The sequence below is a fragment of the Allobosea sp. genome, from assembly GCF_035944895.1.
Lineage (GTDB): Bacteria > Pseudomonadota > Alphaproteobacteria > Rhizobiales > Beijerinckiaceae > Allobosea.
Map to the genome: position 1 here is coordinate 116,718 of NZ_DASZAT010000016.1, position 19,225 is coordinate 135,942.

15 protein-coding genes are annotated in these 19,225 nt (G+C 68.7%); 1 reads left to right on the forward strand and 14 read right to left on the reverse strand.

The features are described 5' to 3' along the window. Positions 1-5 precede the first annotated feature (5 nt). The 4 genes from VGV58_RS27630 to VGV58_RS27645 all read right to left on the reverse strand — a co-directional run bounded on the left by VGV58_RS27630 (position 6) and on the right by VGV58_RS27645 (position 6,618). Positions 6-2,963 (reverse strand): bifunctional [glutamine synthetase] adenylyltransferase/[glutamine synthetase]-adenylyl-L-tyrosine phosphorylase, encoded by a 2,958-nt coding sequence (locus VGV58_RS27630; protein ID WP_326877275.1) that lies wholly within the window; start codon positions 2,961-2,963, stop codon positions 6-8. Between the two features lie 43 nt (positions 2,964-3,006). Then, positions 3,007-4,488 (reverse strand): HAMP domain-containing sensor histidine kinase, encoded by a 1,482-nt coding sequence (locus VGV58_RS27635; protein ID WP_326877401.1) that lies wholly within the window; start codon positions 4,486-4,488, stop codon positions 3,007-3,009. Between the two features lie 16 nt (positions 4,489-4,504). Next, on the reverse strand, positions 4,505-5,188 hold the full coding sequence (locus VGV58_RS27640) for a response regulator transcription factor (protein WP_326877276.1): 684 nt from the start codon (positions 5,186-5,188) through the stop codon (positions 4,505-4,507). A 191-nt stretch (positions 5,189-5,379) separates the two neighbouring features. Continuing rightward, complete coding sequence (locus tag VGV58_RS27645) at positions 5,380-6,618, reverse strand: trypsin-like peptidase domain-containing protein (protein ID WP_414644141.1); 1,239 nt, start codon at positions 6,616-6,618, stop codon at positions 5,380-5,382. A 195-nt stretch (positions 6,619-6,813) separates the two neighbouring features. Here VGV58_RS27645 and VGV58_RS27650 point away from each other — a divergent pair, with 195 nt between their 5' ends. Beyond that, positions 6,814-7,329 carry a hypothetical protein gene (locus VGV58_RS27650; RefSeq protein WP_326877277.1) on the forward strand — a complete coding sequence of 172 codons (516 nt, stop codon included), beginning with the start codon at positions 6,814-6,816 and terminating at the stop codon, positions 7,327-7,329. Positions 7,330-7,335: 6 nt separating this feature from the next. Here the strand turns inward: VGV58_RS27650 and VGV58_RS27655 are convergent, their stop codons facing one another. The 10 genes from VGV58_RS27655 to VGV58_RS27700 all read right to left on the reverse strand — a co-directional run bounded on the left by VGV58_RS27655 (position 7,336) and on the right by VGV58_RS27700 (position 19,222). Next, complete coding sequence (locus tag VGV58_RS27655; RefSeq protein WP_414644149.1) at positions 7,336-7,800, reverse strand: cytochrome c-type biogenesis protein; 465 nt, start codon at positions 7,798-7,800, stop codon at positions 7,336-7,338. 2 nt (positions 7,801-7,802) lie between these two features. Further along, entirely contained in the window at positions 7,803-9,785 is a 1,983-nt protein-coding gene (locus VGV58_RS27660) for a heme lyase CcmF/NrfE family subunit (RefSeq protein ID WP_326877279.1), read from the reverse strand. Positions 9,786-9,795: 10 nt separating this feature from the next. Continuing rightward, complete coding sequence (gene ccmE, locus VGV58_RS27665) at positions 9,796-10,269, reverse strand: cytochrome c maturation protein CcmE (protein WP_326877402.1); 474 nt, start codon at positions 10,267-10,269, stop codon at positions 9,796-9,798. A gap of 41 nt (positions 10,270-10,310) precedes the next feature. Continuing rightward, entirely contained in the window at positions 10,311-11,414 is a 1,104-nt protein-coding gene (gene ccmI / locus VGV58_RS27670) for a c-type cytochrome biogenesis protein CcmI (RefSeq protein ID WP_326877280.1), read from the reverse strand. A gap of 76 nt (positions 11,415-11,490) precedes the next feature. After that, positions 11,491-12,867, reverse strand: coding sequence for an ATP-binding protein (locus VGV58_RS27675; RefSeq protein WP_326877281.1), 1,377 nt, complete (start codon positions 12,865-12,867; stop codon positions 11,491-11,493). Between the two features lie 7 nt (positions 12,868-12,874). After that, positions 12,875-13,537, reverse strand: a complete 663-nt coding sequence (locus VGV58_RS27680; protein ID WP_326877282.1) for a response regulator transcription factor — start codon at positions 13,535-13,537, stop codon at positions 12,875-12,877. A 46-nt stretch (positions 13,538-13,583) separates the two neighbouring features. Beyond that, entirely contained in the window at positions 13,584-13,910 is a 327-nt protein-coding gene (locus tag VGV58_RS27685) for a PepSY domain-containing protein (protein WP_326877283.1), read from the reverse strand. A 52-nt stretch (positions 13,911-13,962) separates the two neighbouring features. After that, entirely contained in the window at positions 13,963-17,889 is a 3,927-nt protein-coding gene (locus tag VGV58_RS27690; RefSeq protein WP_326877284.1) for a baseplate multidomain protein megatron, read from the reverse strand. Beyond that, a complete protein-coding gene (locus VGV58_RS27695; protein WP_326877285.1) occupies positions 17,889-18,335 on the reverse strand; it encodes an NlpC/P60 family protein in 447 nt (148 codons plus the stop codon). Before VGV58_RS27695 ends, VGV58_RS27690 begins: the two co-directional genes overlap by 1 nt. Beyond that, positions 18,332-19,222, reverse strand: a complete 891-nt coding sequence (locus VGV58_RS27700) for a DUF2163 domain-containing protein (protein WP_326877286.1) — start codon at positions 19,220-19,222, stop codon at positions 18,332-18,334. The genes VGV58_RS27695 and VGV58_RS27700 overlap by 4 nt, the downstream gene beginning before the upstream one ends. Between the last annotated feature and the right edge of the window lie 3 nt (positions 19,223-19,225).

Consider the following 19,225-nt stretch of genomic DNA (forward strand, 5'->3'; position numbering starts at 1 on the left):
GCTGGTCAGGACGGCGCCCGTCCCGTCCCCAGGAGGCGCCGGAAGATCGCCCGCACGGCGCTGCGGGTTTCGTCGAGCTCGGCCTTCAGCACCTTGGCATCCGGCAGGCCAACCGCCGTCGCGATCCGGCTCAGAACACGCCCCGGCACCGCCTTGGGATCGAAGCTCTCCTCCACCGCGAAACGCTGCCAGAGCTGGACGTCGCCGATGAAGCGGGCCGCACTCGCGAGCCGCTCGGCGTCGGCAGTGGCGATGACTCCGGTCTCCCGCGCCGCGGCGAAGACGCCCGACGTGGTGCGGGCAAGCAGTTGCGGATGGCCGTGGCCATGGGCGAGCACAAGGTACTGCGCCAGGAAGTCGAGATCGGTCAGCCCGCCGGCTGCGAGCTTCAGGTCCCAGGCGTCGCTCTCGCCCTTCTCCTTGGCGATCAGCGCCCGCATCTCGGCGACGGCGGCCGCGACCTTGGCCGGCTCGCGCTTGCGCAGCAGGATCTCGCGGATCGCGGCTTCGACCTTCTCCCGCAGGCCGGCATCTCCAGCGACGACCCGGGCGCGGGTCAGCGCCATCTCCTCCCAGATCTCGGCCTCGCCCTGGTGATAGGCGGTGAAGCCGCCGAACTGCGTCGCCGCCGGGCTCTTGTTGCCGGCGGGTCGCAGGCGCATGTCGACCTGGTAAAGCGTGCCGCGCCGCGTCGGCACGGTCAGCGCCGCGACGAAGCGCTGGGTGAAGCGGACATGCCAGGTCACCGGATCGAGCGGACGCCTGCCGTCGCTGACCTCGGCATCCTCCGGCCGGTCGTAAAGCAGCATCAAATCGAGATCGGATGACGGGGTGAGCTCGCCGGCACCTAGCCGCCCCATGCCGAGCACGACAGCTTCCGCCCCCGCCACGAGGCCATGGTCGGCGGCCAAGGCGGCGCGGGTATCGTCGAAAGCAACGCGGATGCTGGCAGCGGCTGCTGCGGCATAGCCCTGCGCCGCCTGCTCGGCATTGATCACGCCGGAGAGCAGCCTGGCACCGACCAGGAAGTTCTCCTGCCTTGCGGCGTCGCGCATGCGGTCGAGCCCGTCCTCGACACTGGGCGGCGGCGTGCCGACCACAGCGCGAACGCGCTGCGCCACCCGCTCGGCATCGTGGCGCGGGGCGCTGAAGGCGGGGTCGATCACCGCGTCGAGCACATGCGGATAGAGCGCCGCGACCTTGGCAAGGCGCGGGGCGCTGCCGAGGATCTCGGCGAAGAGTTGCAGCAGCGCATCATGCGAGCGCAGCAGGGTTAGGAGCTCGACCGCGGCCGGCATGCGCACGAAGGCGTTGTCGAGATGGGCCAGCGCGCCATCGGGGTCGGTGGTGCGGCCGAGCGCAACGAGCAGCGCCGGCGTCAGCTCGGTCAGCACCTCACGGGCGCGAGCGCTGGTAACGGCGGCGCGGCGGCCGAAGTGCCAGCCGCGCACCGTCTCGGCCGCCGTCGCCGGCTGGCGGAAGCCGAGTTTGCCGAGGGTCGCCAACGTCTCGGGATCGTTCTCGGTACCGGTGAAGGAGAGCGAGCCGGCTTCGCTGGCGAGGCTGGGCGCGTCCTCGAACAGCAGGGCGTAATGGCCCTCGACGCGCCTGGCATGCGCCTCCAGATCCTTGCCGAAGGCCTTGGCCGAGGGGTAGCCGCAGAAGCGGGCGAAGGCGTCGAGATCGACGGCATCCGTCGGCAGGGTCTGCGTCTGCTCGTCATGGCGCATCTGCAGCCGGTGCTCGATGGTGCGCAGCCAGCAATAGGATTCAGTCAGCTCATCGCGGGCCTGCGGGCTGATCCAGTTCTCTTTCGTCAACTCACCGAGCATTTCGAGCGTACGAGGCCCGCGCAAGGCCGGACGCCGGCCGCCGAAGACGAGCTGCTGGGTCTGGACGAAGAACTCGATCTCGCGGATGCCGCCGCGGCCGAGCTTGACGTTGTGGCCGGGCAGGCTGAGCGTCTCGAAGCCCTTCACCGACTGGATCTGGCGCTTCATCGCATGGATGTCGGCGATGGCGGCGAAGTCGAAATACTTGCGCCAGATGAAGGGGGCGAGGTCGGCGATGAAGCGGCGGCCGAGCTCGATGTCGCCGGCGACCGGGCGCGCCTTGATCATCGCGGCGCGTTCCCAGTTCTGGCCGACTGTCTCGTAATAGGCGTAGGCCGTCGGCAGGGCGACGGCGACATGGGTAGAGCCGGGATCGGGCCGCAGGCGCAGATCGACGCGGAAGACGTAGCCGTCAGGCGTGCGCTCCTGGATGATGCGGGCGATCTGCTGGGTGAGCTTGACGAAGAAGCTGGTGGGCTCGGCGACGCCGGCGGCTTCGGCCATCTCCGGGTCGAAGAAGACGACGATGTCGATGTCGGAGGAGTAGTTCAGCTCACCGGCGCCATGCTTGCCCAGCGCCAGCACGACAAGGCCCGAGCCCTTGCCGGGCTCGGCCGGGTCGGGAAGCTCGATGCGGCCGAGGCCGGCAGCCTGGTGCAGCGCGTGCTCGCTGGCGAGCTTGACCGCCATGTCGGCGGTGGCGCTGAGCGCGGCGGTCACAGTCTCCACCGTCCAGACGCCGCCGATATCGGCGAGTGCGAGCAGGAGCGCCATCGCCTGCCGGAAGCGACGGAGTTCGCGCATCAGGTCGGCGGTCGCCGTCTCCGCCGTGGCGAAGGCGGCGATGCCGGAGAGCAGCGCGTCACGGCGCTCGCCGGGATCGGTGGTCAGCGAGGTGAGGAGCCCTTCCGGATCGCGCCGCATGATCTGGGTAAGGAAGGGCGAGTGCGCGAGGATGCCGGCGACCAGAGTTGCCGAAGCCTCGTTGGCTGTGAGATGCGCAACCAGCCGCTCGCCGGCATCGGCATCGAACAGGCGCTCGATCAGCTCCTCGCGCCAGAGCGCCTCGACCTTGCCGCGGGCCGGCAGGACAGGCGCCGCCTTCAGGCGTTCGCATAAGGGCTCGCCCACACTGACCTCCGCGTCGACCGGCTGAGCGAGCCTTAGCCCTTCGTCAAGCCGACTGGAACCCTGCCCCATCCGGTTGCGATGTCGAGCCCGCAGGCACCTCTGCGGGCTGCCTGTCCACAGAAGGCGCGGCAGGCAGCGACATCACGACATCGAGCCCAGGTGCGTTGTCCGACAGGCGGATCGCACCGCCATGCAGATGCGCGACGGCAGATGCCAAGGCGAGCCCGAGCCCGAAGCCCGGCTTGCTGCGGCTCTGGTCGAGCCTGACGAAACGCTCCAGCACGCGGCCGCGATCGGCCTCGGGGATGCCGGCGCCATGATCGGCGACACCGAGCTCGACCATGTCACCGACACGCCGCGCCGTCACCACGACCGTCGCCGGCGCATCGCCCTCCGGCTTGCCGTATTTCAGCGCGTTGTCGATCAGGTTGGCCAGCGTCTGGCCGATCAGCTCGCGATTGCCGGTGAGCGACAGGCCGGGCTCGACGGACGCCGACAGGGTGAGACCTGCCTCCTCCGCCAGCGGCTCGTAGAGCTCGGAGAGCCCGTCGACGATCTCGGCGAGGTCGAGCGGGGCCATGCTGTCGCTGAGCTGGCGGGTTTCGAGACGGGCGATCATCAAGAGCGCGTTGAAGACGCGGATCAGCCCGTCCGCCTCCTCAATCGCTCCGTCGAGCGCGCTGCGCAATTGCTCGGGCGATTGCGCCGTGCGCAGCGCCTCCTCGGCACGGTTGCGCAGGCGAGTCAGCGGCGTCTTGAGGTCATGGGCGATATTGTCCGTGACCTGCTGCATGCCGCTCATCAGCTCGCCGATGCGGTCGAGCATGGCGTTGAGGTTCCCGGCCAGCCGGTCGAGCTCGTCGCCTGTGCCGGCGATGGCCAGCCGGCCCTTGAGGTCGCCGGCCATGATCGAGCGGGCGGTATCGTTCATGCCGTCGATGCGCTTCAGCACGCGCCGCGCCACGAACCAGCCGGCGAAGCAGCCGAGCACGACGACGAGCAGGACCGACCAGCCGGCGGCACGCTTGATCACGACGCGCAGGCGCTCGCGCTCCTCGACATCGCGCCCGACCAGCAGGCGAAAACCCGCCGGCAGCATGAAGACGCGGACGATGGCGTGGTTGGTCTGGTCCAGCGCTTCCGAGGAGCGGGCATATTCGATCTCGCTCTCGCCCTGGCGGTCGAGCGTGCCCGGCGGCAAGGCCTCGATATTGCCGGCGATGCGCTCGCCCAGCGGGGTGGTGACGAGATAGAGCGAGGCGCCGGGCCCGCGCGAGCGCCGCTCGATGACCTGGACGAGCCGCCTGATGCCGCCGAGGCGTTGCTGCTCGGCCAACCCTTGAATCTCCGCGTCGATGGTCGAGCGGATCTGGTCGTCGAGCAGATTCTTGGCGTTCCAGGCGACATAGCCCAGCACGAAGATGGCGAAGGCCGCGAAGACGACGAGATAGATCGCCGTCAGCTTGAAGGCCGTGGTGCGGACGAGATGCGGCAGGAAGCGCAGGCGGCCGGTCGGCTGCTGCACTTCCCCCGCCCGGCCGTCAGCGAGCTGTGTCACGGACCATGTATCCCGCGCCGCGGATGGTGTGGATCATCGGGTGCTCGAAGCCCTTGTCGACCTTGGCGCGCAGGCGCGAGACATGGACGTCGATGACGTTCGTCTGCGGGTCGAAATGGTAATCCCAGACGTTCTCGAGCAGCATGGTGCGGGTCACGACCTGCCCGGCATGCTTCATCAGATATTCGAGCAGACGGAACTCGCGCGGCTGCAGCACGATCTCCTCGCCGGCGCGGGTGACGCGATGCGCCAGCCGGTCGAGCAGGAGATCGCCGATGCGATAGGTCGTCGGCTCGGAGGCCGGCGCCGCTCGGCGGCGCGAGAGCACTTCGACCCGGGCGAGCAACTCGGAGAAGGCATAGGGCTTGGGCAGATAGTCGTCGCCGCCGGCGCGCAGGCCCTTCACCCGGTCGTCGACCTGGGCAAGCGCGGACAGGATCAGCACCGGCGTGGTCTCGCCCTGCTCGCGCAGGGAGCGGATCACCGAGAGCCCGTCCATGCGCGGCAGCATGCGGTCGATGACGAGCACGTCATAACCGCCGCCCTGCGCCATGGCATAGCCCTCGAGCCCGTCCGGGGCATGGTCGGCAACATGGCCGGCCTCGCGAAAGGCCTTGACCAGATAGGCTGCCGCTTCGGCGTCGTCTTCAACGATCAGGAGTCGCATGGCGGCACGCTACCTCATCAAAACGAAAAGCGGCAGGCCGGAGGTGACGATCCGACCTGCCGCCGTGACGGCTGGTATTCCCGGCAGGGGGCGACGTGACAACCGGGAGAAACCATCCGCCCGGAACATGCTCTTGCAAGGTGGACTGACGCTACGCGCCCGAGCATGCCCCGACTTCGATGGGCCCCAGGTCAGGCCGCCGGCTGGCGACCGACCTCGAACGAGACCTCACGCTCCTTGCCATCGCGCCAGATCGTCAGGCTGGTCTTGGCGCCGGGCGCGAAGGTCGCGATCTTCTTCGACAGCTCGCGCGCATCGGCGATCTTCTCGCCGTTGACCGCGATGATGGTGTCGCCGCGCTTCAGTCCAGCCTTGGCGGCAGGACCGTTGGCCTGCGCCTCGGCGATCAGGGCGCCCTTGGCATCCTTCAGGCCGATCGCGTCGGCAACTTCGGCGGTGACCGGCTGGATCTGCACGCCGATGAAGCCGCGGGCGACCGAGCCATGCTCCTTGAGCTGCTCGACGACGCTCTGCACCGTGGCCGCCGGGATCGCGAAGGCGATGCCGACATTGCCGCCCGAAGGCGAGTAGATCGCGGTGTTGACGCCGACGACCTCACCCTTCTGGTTGAAGGTCGGACCGCCGGAATTGCCGCGATTCACCGCCGCATCGATCTGCAGGAAGTCGTCATAAGGGCCGGAGCCGATATCGCGTCCCTGGGCCGAGACAATGCCCGCAGTCACGGTGCCACCGAGGCCGAACGGGTTACCGACCGCCAGAACCCACTCGCCGATGCGGGGCTTGCCCGAGGCGAGCTGGACGAACGGATAGTTGCCGGACTCGTTGACCTTGAGCAGCGCGAGATCGGTGCGCGGATCGGTGCCGATCACCTTGGCCGAGAGCGTCTTGCCGCCGTCGGTAACGAGCTGGACCTCAGCCGCATTGGCGACGACATGGTTGTTGGTGACGACATAGCCGTCCTGGCTGATGAAGAAGCCCGAGCCCTGCGAAAGCTGCACGCGCGGCTGTTGCTGCTGCGGCCCACGCGGGCCCATGCCCTCCTCGCCGAAGCGGCGGAGGAAGCGCTCGAGCGGATGGCCGGGAGGCAGCCCCTCGATGCCGGCCGGGCCGCCCTCGTCATTGGCGCTGGCGACGACCTTGGCCTTGACGCGGACGGAGACGACGGCCGGCTTGACCCGATCGACGACGTCGGCGAACGACGGCAGCTGCGTCTGCTGCAGGCCCGAGAGCTGGACCGGCTGCGCATTGGCGGCGCCGTGGGTATTGAGGAAATTGTCGGCGAGGCCGGCCATCAGGCCGATGCTGAGCGTCGCAGCGCCGGCGACAATGGCGCCGCGCTTCAGGATCGAGCGGGCGGTGGCCGGCGAGCGGGTCGTGGTGTCGGGGGTATTGTTCTCTTGGGTGGTCATGGTTCTCACCTCGATGCGGGAGGCAGGGCCTTCCCTGCTTCGTGAGATGGACCATGACGGGCAGCGCCTTACCTGGATTTCGCCCGACGATGACAGTTTTGTAAGGTTGGCGCGCCGCCCGGGCGAGAGCCAGCTTGACGCCGGCGCGGCCACAATGCTCCCTACGGTCGATGCGCGCGATAAGAGCAGGCCGACATGAAGCACGCGATTGGATATATGGCCCTCGCCGCATTGCTGGCCGCCGGGGAGAGCGCCCTGGCTCAGGACATGCCGGCCTATGAAACCGGAGTGCGCCTTGCGCAGCGCCGCGGCTACGACAACGCCGACTGCTATGGACGGGTCTTCGCCAAGTATGCGGTAGTGGTCGAAAACCCCAACGGGAGGAGAAGCTGGTTCGCCGCCTCGACACCGGCCTACAACGCCGAGCAGCAACGCCGCTGCGGCGTCGACAGGCTAGGCGATCTGAGGCAGAGGCGACAGCAATCGGCCCCCGTCACATCGCAATATCGCGGCGGGGCGTACCAAGCCGGTCTCAGGATCGCTGCCGCGCGCGGCTATTCCGGCCCGGCCGCCGCTTGCTTTGCGCGGGTTTTCGCCAACCAGGCCAGCGTTGGCCCGTCTTCGCTCCGCGCCGGCCAGATGACATGGGGCGCCTATCTCACGCCGTCGATCAGAGGCGAAATGCACCGTCAGTGCGGCATCTCGGTCTGAGTCTGCTCAAGAATCGCCGCGCTTCATCAACTCGTCCAATCTCGCCTGCTCCTCGGCCGTCAGCGCGACGCTGGCCGGCGCGACACCACGGTTGCGCCGGCGCCAGAGGAAGACAGCTCCGAACAGCACGATCAGGAAGGGCGCGGCCCAGAGCGCGATGGTGCGCGCATTCATCGGCGGGCGCAGCAGGACGAAGTCGCCATAGCGCGCCACGACGAAATCGATCACGGCCCGGTCGCTGTCGCCGGCGGTGAGCCGTTCGCGCACCAGGATGCGCAGATCCTTGGCGAGCGGCGCGTCGGAATCGTCGATCGACTGGTTCTGGCAGACCAGGCAGCGCAGGCCGGAGGAGATCTCCCGCGCGCGCTGCTCCAGCGCCGGGTTCTTCAGCACCTCGTTCGGTTGCACGGCAAGGGCCGGCGCCGAGACGGCCAGCAGCCCCGCGAGGAGGAGCGGAAGCCTACGCATCAGGCTCATTCGGCGGCCTGCGGAAATGCAGCCGGCGCCGCCACGCGCCGCGGCGCGGCCAACCGGAAGCGCCGATCGGTGAGCGAGAGCGCACCACCCGCCGCCATCACCAGCGCACCGATCCAGATCAGCAGGATCAGCGGCTTGTCGTGCAGCTTGACCGCGATGGCGCCGCTGGCGTCCGGTTCGCCGAGGCTGATATAGGCCTGCCCGAGCCCGACGGTACGGATGCCGGCCTCGGTGGTCGGCATGGCGCGGGCCGTGTAGATGCGCTTCATCGCCTCGACCGGCTTCAGCTCGCGGCCATTGGCGAGGATACGGAAGCGGGCGGCGTCCTCGCGATAATTCGGCCCGGTGCGCGGCGTCACCGCCTCCAGCGTCACGGTGTAGCGGCCGCTGGTCAGACTCTCGCCGACCTTGAGCATGCCGATCGACTCGGTGCCCCAGGCCACGGCGGCGATGCCGATCACGCTGATGCCGACGCCGGCATGGCCGAGGGCTGTGCCCCAGGCCGAGCGCGGCAGGCCCTTCGCCCGCGACAGCATCGCCGACGCGCCGCTGGCGCGGCCGACGATGCGTTCGCCGACCTCCCAGAACGCCCCGACGACGAGGAAGACGCCGAGGCCGATACCGAGCGGCGCCAGCACCGGGCCGCCACGCACGAAGGCGAAGATCGCCAGCGTCGTAATGACGCCGAGCCCGAAGGCGACCTGGGCGCGCTGGGCGGCGCCAAGCAGATCGCCACGCTTCCAGGCCAGGGTCTGGCCGATCGGCAGTAGCAGCAGGAGCGGCACCAGCAGCGGCACGAAGGTGGCGTTGAAGAAGGGCGGGCCGACCGAGATCTTGTCGCCGGTGACCATCTCCAGCACGAGCGGATAGAGCGTGCCGATGAAGACGGTGGCGCAGGCCGTCGCCAGGAAGAGGTTATTGACGACGAGCGCGCTCTCCCGCGAGACCGGCGCGAACAGGCCGCCCTGCTTCAGAAGTGGCGCGCGCCAGGCGAACAGCGCCAGCGAACCGCCGATGAAGGCGATCAGGATGCCGAGGATGAAGAGGCCGCGCTGCGGGTCGCTGGCGAAGGAGTGCACCGAGGTCAGCACGCCCGAGCGGACGATGAAGGTGCCGAGCAGCGAGAGCGAGAAGGTCAGGATCGCGAGCAGGATCGTCCAGACCTTGAGCGCGTCGCGCTTCTCCATCACCACGGTCGAGTGGATCAGCGCCGTGCCGGCGAGCCAGGGCATCAGCGAGGCGTTCTCGACCGGGTCCCAGAACCACCAGCCGCCCCAGCCGAGCTCGTAATAGGCCCAGTAGGAGCCCATGGCGATGCCGAGCGTCAGGAAGGTCCAGGCCAAAAGCGTCCAGGGCCGGACGGCTCGGGCCCAGACCGCGTCGATCTTGCCCTCGATCAACGCCGCGACGGCGAAGGCATAGGTGATCGAGAAGCCGACATAGCCGACATAGAGCAGCGGCGGATGGATCGCGAGGCCGAGGTCCTGCAGGATCGGGTTGAGGTCCTGCCCCTCGCCCGGTGCCGGGACAAGCCGGCGGAACGGATTCGAGGTCAGCAGCGTGAAGGCGAGGAAGGCGACGCTGACGCTGCCTTGCGCCGCAAGCGCCCCGGCCCGCAGCTTCGGCGGCAGCGAGCGGCGCGACAGCGCGACCAACGCGCCGAACAGCACGAGAATGAGGACCCAGAGCAGCATCGAGCCCTCATGGTTCCCCCAGACGGAGGTCAGCCTGTAGATCAGCGGCTGCGTCGAGTGCGAGTTGGCGGCGACGTTCTCGACCGAGAAATCGGACGTCACATAGGACGCCATCAGGCAGCCGAAGGAAATCGCGACCAGCAGGAAATTGGCGATCGCCGCCGCAGGACCGACCGAGGCCAGGGCCGGATCGTTCCGGGCCACGCCCCAGAGCGGCACGATCGTCTGGACGACCGCGACGCCGAGCGCCAATGCCAGGGCGAAATGACCGATCTCGACGAACACAGGCGCGGCCCTATTTCGTGGCCGGCGCGGCAGGCGCGCCGGGCTTGGTTTCGCCGGGCTGCCAATGGCCCTGCTTCTTCAGCGCGTCGGCGACCTCGCGCGGCATATAGGTCTCGTCATGCTTGGCGAGCACGGAATCGGCACGGAACCGTCCCGGCCCCTCGAGCACGCCTTCGGTGACCACGCCCTGCCCTTCGCGGAAGAGATCCGGCAACAGGCCGGTATAGCTGACGAGGGTTCGGGTCTTGCCGTCAGTGACCGCGAAGCTGACGCGCTGATTGGCGCCGCGCTCGACCGAGCCGGTCTCGACCAGGCCGCCGAGGCGCAGGCGCGTGCCGGGCGTGAGGCCCTTCTCGACGATCTCGGTCGGGCCATAGAAGAAGACGATCGAATCCCGCAGCGCATAGGCGACGAGCCCGGCGGCAAGGCCGAGGACGACGCCGACCGAGGCGATCACGACGAGGCGACGCTGCTTGCGCGTCAGGCGCTTGCGCGGTGGCGTGACAGGGATACCGGCCTGAATGGTCATCGCGACGCCTCCGGGAGGCCGAGTTCGGTACGCAAGCCATCGAGAGCGGTCGCTGCCGCCTGATCGGACGCCAGACGCTGGCGAGCTGTGGAGAGCGATCTCTGCGCTGCCTCGCGATCTCCCAGGACGGCCTGCGAGCGGATCAGGCGAGACCAGTCGGCGAGGCTGCCGCCGCCCTCGGCGAGCCGGGCGGCAAGACCGTCGACCATGCCGCGGATCGCACCCATACGCTCAGCCTCCGGCAGGCTGGCGATCACATCGGCCGGAGCGGCAGGACGCTCCAGCCCTTCGAGACGAGCCCGGACGGTAGCGGTCCAGGGGGCGTCGGCCGGCGCTTCGGCGAGCAGAGCCTTGAGCGACGCGATCGCGGCCGGCAACTGCCCGTCCTGCTCCTGCGCGATCGCCATGAAGAACCGAGCCCGCGGATTGGCAGGATCGAGTTTCAGCGCCTCCGCGAGGCTTTCGCGCGCAGCCGCCGTGACGACGCCGCCCGCAGCGAGGATCTGGGCCTCGGCCTGGCCGCCCAATCGCTCGGTCGTCGCGCCGTCATAGCGGACCGCATTGGCGAAGGCCTTGGCGGCATCCTCGAAGCGGCCCTGGCGGAGATAGACGGGAGCGAGCACGTTCCAGCCCTTGCCGTCGGTGGGGTTCGCGGCGAGATGCGCCTCGATCCGCGCCAGTGCCAGCTCGAAATCCTGTGCCGGATTGCCCTTCATCCGCGCTGCGAGCGGCTGATCAGGAACCGTCGGCGAGCCATAGGCGCCATAGATCAACAGGGCCAGCAAGGGCACGCAGGACAGCGCGATGGCGGACGCCGCGCGGCGGCGTCGCAGTGCCGGCTCGCTCTCACCGGCGGGAACGGTCTCCGATGCCGTCTCGCGCAAAAGCCTGCGCGCGGCCTCGGCCTTGGCGGCCTCGGCTTCGGCGGCGCCTATCAGCTTGCGGCCGAGATCGCGATCGATCTCGGCAAGCTGGGCGCGGTAAAGCGCGGTCGCTCCGGCCGTGTCGGCGGAGAGTGCCGGCGCCCGGCGGCCGAGCGGCCAGAGCACCGCCATGACCGCAGCCCCCGTCATGGCCGCGAAGATGATCCAGATCAGCATTCGCCGTTCATAGCCGTTCGAAGGTGCCGGTTCATGTCCGAAGATGGCGACAAAGGGTCACGCGGGCAATGCGACGTCAAACCGCCGGCAGGACGAGACGGGCGCGCAGACCGCCGAGCGGCGAGCGCTCCAGCGAGAGACCGCCGCCATAGAGCTTGGCGAGATCGACGACGATCGAGAGGCCAAGCCCTGAGCCCGGTGTCGTCTCGTCGAGCCTGCGGCCGCGTTTGAGGACTTCGGCCATCGCCCCGTCGGGCAGGCCTGGCCCGTCATCGTCGATCAGCAGGACGAGGCGCCCTTCCGGAGCCTGCGCTTCCGGCACCAGGCTGACCTGGACTTCGGTACGCGCCCATTTGAAGGCGTTGTCGAGGAGGTTGCCCAGCATCTCCTCGAAATCCTGCTTCTCGCCGCGAAAGCGGACGCTGGCGGGCACGGTGTGGCTGCCATCGATCGCCCTGCCCTGCGCGATCTTCTCGAAGGTGCGGATCAGCGCGTCGAGCGAGGGAGAAATCTCGCAGATGCCGCCGAGCGCACCCGACAAGGCCGCGGCCCGGGCCCGGTCGAGATAATACTGGACCTGGTCGCGCATGATCGCGGTCTGGTGGCGGACCGTCTGGGAGAGGACGCCCTGGCTCGCCTCGGCCTCGTTCTGCATCACGCTGAGCGGCGTCTTGAGCGCATGGGCGAGATTGCCGACCTGGGTGCGGGCGCGCTCCAGGATCTCGCGATTGGCGTCGATGAGCTGGTTGAGCTCACCTGCAAGCGGGGCGAGATCGGGCGGATAGCGCCCAGCGATGCGGGTGCTCTCGCCGGTGCGCACCGTGCCGACCGCCGAGCGCAAACGCGCCAGCGGACGCAGGCCGAAGCGGACTTGCGCGATCGTCGAGGCGACAAGGGCAAGCCCGAGGAAGAGGAAGGTCAGCGTCAGCGCAAAGCGGAAATCGCGGATATCGCCGTCGATCTCGTCGGCGGGCGCGGCGACCCCGACGGTAAAGCGGCCATCCTCGCCGACATCGATCTCCCGTTCGAGCACGCGCAGACGCCGCTCGTCGGGCCCCGAGATGTAGCTCTCGCGCAGGCCGCGCGGATTCGGCTGCAGGTTCTGGTCGAGCAGTTTCGGCAATTGCCCGCCGACCAGGGAGCGCGAGGTGCGCACGGCCGGGCGCTCGCCGTCGAGCCGGATGATCTGCCAGTACCAGCCGGAGAGCGGCAGGTCGAAGCGCGGCTCACCGAGATCGCCAATCGCCTGGCGCTCGGCCTCGGGCGGCGCGGCGAGATCGGCGACCAGTTCCTTGATGTAGACGCTGAGGCGCTCGTCGAAGCCGCGCTCGGCCGAGCGGCGGTAGAAGGTCGTAAGGCCGAAGCCGGCGAGGATCAGCACCAGCGCGCAGCAGATAGCGGCCGAGATGAAGAGCCGGGCACCGAGCGAGAAGCGCTGCCGCGTGACCGGCATGGCGCCCTCAGGCTTTCGCGGCAGCGATATAGCCAAGGCCGCGTACGGTCTCGATGACGTCGACGCCGAGTTTTTTGCGCAGGCGGCCGACGAAGACCTCGATCGTGTTGGAATCGCGGTCGAAATCCTGGTCGTAGAGATGCTCGACCAGCTCGGTACGCGAGACCACACGGCCCTGATGATGCATCAGATAGGCAAGCAACCGGTATTCGTGCGAGGTGAGCTTGATCGGATTGCCGTCAACGACGACGCGGCTGGCGCGGGTGTCGAGGCGAACCGGGCCGCAGATCAGCTCGGCTGTCGCATGGCCGGCCGCACGGCGCAACAGCGCGCGAACGCGAGCCAGCAGCTCCTCGATGTGGAAAGGCTTCACGACATAGTCGTCGGCGCCGGCATCGAAGCCGGAGACCTTGTCGCTCCAGCGGTCGCGCGCGGTCAGGATCAGCACCGGCATGGTCTTGCCGGCCCGCCGCCAGCCCTGCAGCACGGCGACGCCATCGACCTTGGGCAAGCCCAGATCGAGAATCACCGCATCATAGGGCTCGGTCTCGCCGAGATAGAGGCCTTCCTCACCGTCGAGCGCCTTGTCGACGGCATAGCCGGCATTCTCCAGCGCATTGACGATCTGGCGGTTGAGGTCCTTGTCGTCCTCGACGACGAGCAGTCGCACGGCGGCTTATCTCCGATTGGCGGATCAGGAACGGGAAATAGCGGAACTAGCGGATATCCGCCACCTTGCCGGAGGCGCCGTCGAGCGTGACCCGGGCGACGCGGCCGTCGCGCTTCATCGTTGTCACCACATAGACGAACTCGTCGCCCTGGCGGCAGAGCCTGATCCGCAGGACTTCGCCAGGCGCAGCCTCGCGGGCATGGCGGGAGGCCACCGCCGGCTGCATGACCTTGCCGTCCGACACAGCCTCCCGCGTTTCCTGGGCGGACAGGCAGGAGATCGGCGGCGCGGCATCGACCGGCTCCACCGGTGAGGCGGTAGCGGTCACCAGCGCAAGAATCGCGACATTGGGGTCGAGCAGCATCATCGCCATTGGGCTAGCCCGGTACGCGTGAATGCGCCATGAACATCAGCGTGAAGCTAGCTCAGCGCACGACGATGTGTCCACGCCGAGACTGGCCGAGCCCGGCGACAACGCTGAGTTGCGCCAGCTCGACGTCCAATGTGGCCTGCGGACTGCCGAAATCTGCGAGTTCCTGCGCCGCTTCATAGACCACCGTCGGTGCGCTGACATCGACGATCCTGACGACCTCGCTGCCGGCGCGGATGGTCACGCGATAACGCTCGATCTCCTCGCCGAGCGGCACCTCGACCGCCTCCCAGGAATCACCGCCGACGCGGCTGCGCCGGACCCAGCTCAAGGCAATGCCGGACGGTACGCGTCTGGCCCGCGGGCGCACCGGGGCGAGTGGCCCCAGCGGCGCTGTTCCGACGGTGGCGGAGAGCTCGCGCATCGAGGCCGACGCGACATCGGCATTGGGCGGCCCGATCCGGTAGCGCAGATGCCGGCCGACATCGTCGAGACTCGTGGTCAGTGAAACCGCCGCACCGTCGAGGACGACCACGCGCGCTCCAGCCGCCAATGTCCGAGCTGCCGCCGCCTCCGAACCGCCGAGTCCACGCACCATCTGCGACAGCCGGAATGTCCGTGCACCGATCAGTTCGACCCGCGCCGCCGTCACGATCTCGACCTGCCCGGCAGGATCGATGAAGGCGAGCGCGTTGGCACCGGCGAGCGCCTCCTCCGCCGCGACCGAGGCAAGACCGCCGCCACGCAGACGGATATCGACGAAGGCATGCCGGTCCGTCCGCCAGAGGGGACCGGGCCTCAGTGCGGTCAAGGTCTCGCCCATGATCGAGGGTGCCGCGACGATGCCAGCCAAGGTGAACGGCATGCCCTCGGTGGCGCGCCAGATCGCAAGCCCGCCGGGCCAGGGATCGGCGAAGGCAGCGAGCGATTGCAAGGGCGGCGGCGTGTCCCGCACGATCGGCAGGTCGAGGATCAGCGCATCCGGTCGGCCTGCGATCCGCGGCGTCACCTTCGGTGGGCGTGTCTCGGCCGCTCCCGACGCCGCACCGCGATAGATTGCGGGCTCGACAGAACGCGCATTGGCGCGCCGCGTCGGGCCATCGCTGATGCGCGTCAGCCGGAACAGGCGCGGCCGGCCAGCGACCTCCAGCGAGACGACGTCACCCGCCTCGAGGTCGATACAGCGTGGCGATAGATCCAGCTCGAGCGTTTCGCGGCCCGCCCAGATCTCCTGCAACCGTTGATCGGCGAGCCTTTGCCCTTCGGCCCGGCGCGTGACCATCGGGAGTTCGACGGCATTTTCCCGCCGCGCGGCCCCGGCAAGACGGCGCGAGCGCGCCGTCACCTGACGGTAGTCGTTGTTGCCGTCGACATGGACGAGCCGCAGCTCGCGCGGCAGTTCGCTCTCCTGTGCCCGGCGCAATTCGAAGGGCTGGCTGTTGCGATCGAGCACGAGATCATCGCTCGACAAGGCGCGCGCGATCGTCGCGGCGCGACCGCGGAAGGCGAGCCTGCCGGACGAGATGACGGCATCGAAGCCGAAGGCTTGGGCGAGCGGCTCGAGCGCCTGGCGCGCCGAGATCGGCCGATCCAAGACATAACCGTCGGCGAAGCCGTCGATCGCGAGTTCGTCCGGCGCAGGCAGGCCGTAATCGGTCAGGAGCGCCCGGACCAGCCGGTCGAGCGTCACGCCTTCGAGACGGCCGTTGATCCAGTGGCCGGTCTCGTAATTCGCTCCGTCGGCCCAGACCGACGTCAGATCCGGGAAAGCCGGGAACGGCCTGGCGTCCCAGGTCCAGACGAAGACGTTTGCCGGATCGACCATGCGCGGGCCGAGCGATAGCCAGGTCGGATTGCGCTGCGGATCGAACCCAGGAAGTGCGGGATCGAAGCCCGACAGGATCGCCTCGAGACCGCGTGCCTGAACGAGGTCGTCACGTGCCTTCGTCGAGAAATGCGGATAGCCGCCATCGATCGATTTCGGATCGGGAAAGACATTCGGCGAATTGCCGCCCTTGTCGACGGCGGGCACACCGATTTCGGTCAGCCAGATCGGCTTCGAGCCGGGCAGCCAGCCGGTCGCGCCGATCTCCATGCCAGCGAAGCGCTCGACATGCTGGTTTGACCACCAATTCGGCAGGTCCTTCGGGCGAAAGATCCAGGGCTTGCCGAAGGCGCCATCGGTGATCGGCAGGCGCGCCTGCGCGTAGCGGCCGGACAGGCTGGAATAATACCAGTCATAGCCTTCGCCTGACGTCAGGCCATTGCGCAGATAGTCGACATCGGCGGGGCCGCGAGCGATAGCGAGGTCAGCATGATCGGGCGTGTCGCGCCAATCGGAGAGTGGCGCGTAATAGTCGATGCCAATCGCGTCGATATGCAGGCTCGCCCAGAGCGGATCGAGCGGAAAGCGCACCTCCAGCCCGCCATCGGTGACGTGGGCGCCGTATTCGGTCCAGTCGGCGGCATAGGTCAGCTTGGTCGGCGGCGGCAGGACGGCACGGACCTCGGCGGCGAGCGCGACCAGGCCGGCGACCATCGGATAGTGGCCGGGCGCGCCGCGCACCCGCGTCAGCCCGACGAGCTCGGAGCCGATGATGAAGCCCTCGACGCCGCCGGCCGCCTTGGCGAGCATCGCGGCATGCAGTACCGCACGGCGGAAGCTCCACTCGCCGGGTCGCGCGCAGACGACCCTGTCGCCGCCGAGCGAGAAATCCGCGGCCGTGGCCGACCCCAAGAAGCTCGCGATCTGCCCGGTCGCGATCGGCGTGCCGTCGGGAGACCAGGGCTGCCCCGGAGCAGGCGAGCAGGTGATGCGGCCGCGCCAGGGATAGGGTGGCTGCGAGGCGTTGCCGGTGTGCGGGTCGACCAGTGCGTTGCCGGCCGGCACATCCATCATCACGAAGGGATAGAGCACCACTTCAAGCCCGTAGACATGGCGAAGCCGCCGGATCAGTGCGATCACGCTCTCGTCCGAGGGCGTGCCGCCATAGGCCGGCTTGCCGTTTGACTGGCTCACCAGGCGCGCGCTTGCCCGGTCGAGTCCTGCGGCCGACCAGGGCATGTCCGGCGTATTCTTGTCGGCGATCTCGACGCGCGGCGCGACCGTGCAATGGTCGGCGCGCAGATCGTCGCCGAACCAGCTGACGACGAGGGAGATGCGCCGCAGATTCGGACAGAGCGCCAGCAGATGTGTGATCGCACCGTCGATATCGGTGGTGCTGTGCAATTGATGCCGGTTCTCGGCGATGCTGACGCCGGCTTCGGGCTCCTGGTTGACCAGGGTCGGCTGGTAGATGAATTCGCTCGCACCCGGGATCAGCGTCACCGCCCGGATCATCTGGCCTAGGCCCGGCACCGCGCGCACGACCTCGAACGAGAATTGCGGCACGCGATTGCCGTAGTCGGCGAGCGGGAAGCGCTCGAACACGACATAGGCCGTGCCGCGATAGGCTGGCGCGGCGCCGGCTTCCTTGGCCGCGATCAGCGGATCGGGCTCCTGGTTCTCGAAGCCGCGATGGATGCGCAGCCCCACGGTGTTGAAGTCGATTTCGCGCCCATTGGCCCAGATGCGGCGCACGAAGGCGATCGGCCCCTCGCAGACCGCGACCGCGAGATTGGCGTAGTAGCTGTAAGTGGTTTCGTAGGTCTTCTGCGCCTTCTGCCCGCCCTTGCCTCCGGCTTTGGAGCGGGTGACGGTGGTCGTCACCTCCTCCTCGAAGCGCGTCGCCCAGATCAGCTGGCCGCCGAGCCTGGCCCGGCCATAGACACGCGGGATCGGCGCGCCCTCGGTCGAGGCGAGGCCGTCGATCTCCTTGAGGCGCGGGCCTTCGACGATGCGGGTACCGCCCCCGCCGAAGAGGCTCTGGTCGAGGCTCGCGCCGGCGATCGCGCCAAGCGAACGGCCGATCATGGCACCGAACGGGCCGCCGACGGCGGCGCCGAGTACCGAGCCCGCGACCTGCAGAACGAGCGTGGCCATCAGGCGTCGAGCTCCGGAAAGGCGAAGACATGGCTGAGGTGGCGGCGCCACCAGCCGGTGAAGGCGACTTCGCCGACCGCGGCGCCGTCATGAGCGTGCAGGATGCGGTCCGGCTCGGTCAGGACGGCGCAATGCGCCGCCGGCAGATGCGCCCGCCAGCGGAAGAGCAGCACGTCGCCGGGACGTGCCTCCTCCGGCTTGAGTAAGACCAGATGACGTTCCGCAGCCTGCGCCAGCGTCTCGCCCGAGCCCTGCTGCGCCCAGTAAGGCGAATAAGGCGGCGTCGGCTCCGGCTCGCCGCCATAGAGATCGCGCCAGACGCCGCGCACCAGGCCGAGGCAATCGCAACCAACGCCGCGCAACGAGGCCTGGTGGTGATAAGGCGTGCCGAGCCAGCCGCGCGCTGCTGCGATGACACGCACCCGTGTCGCATCTGCGCCGGTCATCGGAACAGGCTCCCGCCATCGAACGGCCCCGCGCCGGGGTCGCCCGCCCCGGTGCCGCCGATGATGAAATCATTGCCCGGCAAATGCGGGAAACCGCGGAAGTTGGCACCGTTGCCGAACTTGTCACGGCAGGTGGCGAAACGCTTGTCGCAGCCTGGGAACGCCGTGAAGACATCGCCGGCAGCGATCGGGCGCGGCGCAGCCTGCCAGAGCTGCAGGATGACGGCGCCGTCGGCATTGCGATGGCTACGAATCTCCGTGGAGAAGCCTGTGTTCTGACCCGCCGCGAAAACCAGCCGCCCGCCGCTGAAATGCCCGTCCTGGAACCCGCCGAGGACCGGCGCCGTGATCGTGAGCCGGCCATCCGTGACAGAGACCGTTCCAAGCGCCGGAAGCGCCACGGCGCCGCAGCGGGTATCGCCGAGATCGGCGGAGCAGCCTGCGGTATAGAGCCGGCCGCGCTCCTCGTCGAAAGCTTTGCCGAGACCCCGGACCTCCGCGGTGAAACTGCTGTCGCTGCGCTTCACCTCGCCGACGAAGCCGGCCTCCAGCAGAGCGCGCTGGCTCGGATCGGCCCAGTTCACCAGCCAGAGCGCGACACGGGCGTCGTCATAGAGGCCGCGCGACAGGTCCTCCTCGCTGAGGCCGCTCGCCGCCAGGGCCCCGATCACCTCGCCACCACTGGTCGCAAAGCCGAGCTCCGAGCTGGCTTCTGCGGCTTCCAGCCCGGCGTTCGCGCGAAACAGGATGCTGTCGAACGAGAGATCGCGATCGTGATCGGTGAAGCCGAGCACCGCGCCGTCGCGGCGGGTCAGGCTCCAGCACCGGCAAAGCGTGGTCGCCTCGCCGGCGACATGCGCGGCGAGTCCCGGGGATAATGTCCGCATGAC

What these genes read in the sequence shown, in the direction of transcription:
- VGV58_RS27675 (WP_326877281.1), bottom strand. Translation starts at nt 12,867, where the DNA reads ATGCCGGTCACGCGGCAGCGCTTCTCGCTCGGTGCCCGGCTCTTCATC.
- VGV58_RS27650 (WP_326877277.1), top strand. Translation starts at nt 6,814, where the DNA reads ATGAAGCACGCGATTGGATATATGGCCCTCGCCGCATTGCTGGCCGCC.
- VGV58_RS27640 (WP_326877276.1), bottom strand. Translation starts at nt 5,188, where the DNA reads ATGCGACTCCTGATCGTTGAAGACGACGCCGAAGCGGCAGCCTATCTG.
- VGV58_RS27700 (WP_326877286.1), bottom strand. Translation starts at nt 19,222, where the DNA reads ATGCGGACATTATCCCCGGGACTCGCCGCGCATGTCGCCGGCGAGGCG.
- VGV58_RS27695 (WP_326877285.1), bottom strand. Translation starts at nt 18,335, where the DNA reads ATGACCGGCGCAGATGCGACACGGGTGCGTGTCATCGCAGCAGCGCGC.
- VGV58_RS27645 (WP_414644141.1), bottom strand. Translation starts at nt 6,618, where the DNA reads ATGACCACCCAAGAGAACAATACCCCCGACACCACGACCCGCTCGCCG.
- VGV58_RS27685 (WP_326877283.1), bottom strand. Translation starts at nt 13,910, where the DNA reads ATGGCGATGATGCTGCTCGACCCCAATGTCGCGATTCTTGCGCTGGTG.
- VGV58_RS27690 (WP_326877284.1), bottom strand. Translation starts at nt 17,889, where the DNA reads ATGGCCACGCTCGTTCTGCAGGTCGCGGGCTCGGTACTCGGCGCCGCC.
- ccmI (WP_326877280.1), bottom strand. Translation starts at nt 11,414, where the DNA reads ATGCTGATCTGGATCATCTTCGCGGCCATGACGGGGGCTGCGGTCATG.